We start from the raw sequence: 1,753 nt of genomic DNA on the forward strand, positions 1-1,753 counted from the left end.
CTCCTCGTGTCGGGGGGCCACAGTATTCTTTGTAAGGTAAAAGATTTTGATACCATCGAGGTATTGGGGACTACCATCGATGATGCGGTGGGCGAAGCCTTCGATAAGGTGGCTAAGTATTACGGTTTTGGCTATCCGGGGGGCGTCTATATTGATCGACTTGCTCAAAGGGGCGATAGCGAGGCCTTTCGTTTTCCCCTCCCCAACCTCTATAAAGGGGAACATCGGTATGATGTTTCCTATTCGGGCCTTAAAACGGCGGTAATTAATCAGATCGATCAATTTAGAGTAAAAGAGGTTCCCCGGGACCCTGTAACGGGGAATTATCGGAGCGAAGATGTGGCCGCCTCGTTCCAGAAGGCGGCCATCGAAATTCTGCTGCGGGCCCTGTTTCGGGCGGTGGAAGATACGGGCCTGAGGACGGTGGTTATCGGGGGAGGGGTGGCGGCTAACTCGTACCTTCGACAGCGCCTTGCCGCAGAAAAGGATCTGCGTTGTCTGTTCCCGCCCCTTTCTCTTTGTGGGGATAACGGGGCCATGGTGGCAGGTATCGGTTTTCGGTACCTTGCCCGGGGCGATCGGAGCCCCTGGACCACTACGGCCGCAGCCCGGGTGCGGGCCTTTAAACGACGCTATCCCTAGGCGGATTGGCTACATGATAAGAGGGCGGCGGTAGGCCGCCGGTATACCCTGAGATCTGATTATGAGAGGGGCTCCCACTATGCGGGGAATAGTATTGTCAGGGCCTTTACATTATTTTGATAATCGGCTATAGTAAAGCCCAATTTGTGTGGTAGGTTAGACGAAGGAAGGTTGTTATGTCACGGACATGCGATATCTGCGGAAAACATACGGTGACGGGAAATAAGGTCAGTCACGCCAATAATCATACCCGTCGGACCTGGAGACCCAACCTGGTAAAAGTTAAGACCGAGATTGGGGGTACCACGGCGACCCTTAAGATTTGTACCCGCTGTCTGAAAAGCGATTTTATTACCAAGAAGGTGTAAGCAGTCGAGGGGAGGGGCGCTTGTAGTGCTTCTCGCGGGGGAAAAGGGTAATTTCCCTTTTTAGGGAATTGAGGAGGAAAGCTCCTGGTGAACACCAGGGGCTTTTTTATTTCCCCTATCGCTGAGTAAAAGGTCGATCGTTAAAAGCCCCCAGGTCCAGAAATCCGGGGCTTTAATGGGCAGGTCTCGGGGCAGGGCTTTGGAATGCTTCCCTTATAACGAAAGGTGTCCCTTATACGAATGGGGATTGCCTTTAAAACCGCACACCCTCCCCACCGAATGAATCCCCTTACATAGCCAGGGTAAGGCCATCGTAGGCCGGTGTAAGGGTTTCAGGGAAACCCCCGGCTCCTGCGAGATATCCCTTTCTTTTTTCACTAAAAAACTCGGTGATTTCTTTGTGACTGTGTTCATGGCACAGATGGGTGATGTATGCCCTTCGCGGTTTGATGGTTGCAACAAGTTCCAGAGCCTGGTCAAAGGTAAAATGGGTTGAATGGGGACGCTGGCGAAGGGCCCCAATGACAAGACAATCGGTTCCGGTGCATTTTTCGAGCGTTTGAGGGGGAATATGACTCGCATCGGTAACATAGGTAAGGCTTTTCCGGTTTTCCCACACCTGCCATCCTAAGATGGGGAGTTCCCCATGAAAGAGTGGTAAAGGGACAATGGTGAAAGCCCCTAGCCTGAAGGGTTCCGCGGTACATACCTGGGGTGCCACCTTAGGCTTACCTCCTCCTTCC

At 52.5% G+C, this 1,753-nt stretch carries 3 protein-coding genes; 2 read left to right on the forward strand and 1 reads right to left on the reverse strand.

The annotated features are described in order from the left end of the window. Positions 1-642 (forward strand): tRNA (adenosine(37)-N6)-threonylcarbamoyltransferase complex transferase subunit TsaD (locus tag N2315_09220; GenBank protein MCX7829354.1); only part of this gene is annotated, 642 nt, incomplete at its 5' end. Positions 643-818: 176 nt separating this feature from the next. Continuing rightward, positions 819-1,010, forward strand: coding sequence for a 50S ribosomal protein L28 (gene rpmB, locus N2315_09225; protein ID MCX7829355.1), 192 nt, complete (start codon positions 819-821; stop codon positions 1,008-1,010). A gap of 289 nt (positions 1,011-1,299) precedes the next feature. Here the strand turns inward: rpmB and N2315_09230 are convergent. Further along, on the reverse strand, positions 1,300-1,753 hold a 454-nt coding region (locus tag N2315_09230; protein MCX7829356.1), incomplete at its 5' end, for an MBL fold metallo-hydrolase.

It is taken from the genome of Thermanaerothrix sp. (assembly GCA_026417795.1).
In the GTDB taxonomy this organism is placed as follows: domain Bacteria; phylum Synergistota; class Synergistia; order Synergistales; family Synergistaceae; genus Thermanaerovibrio.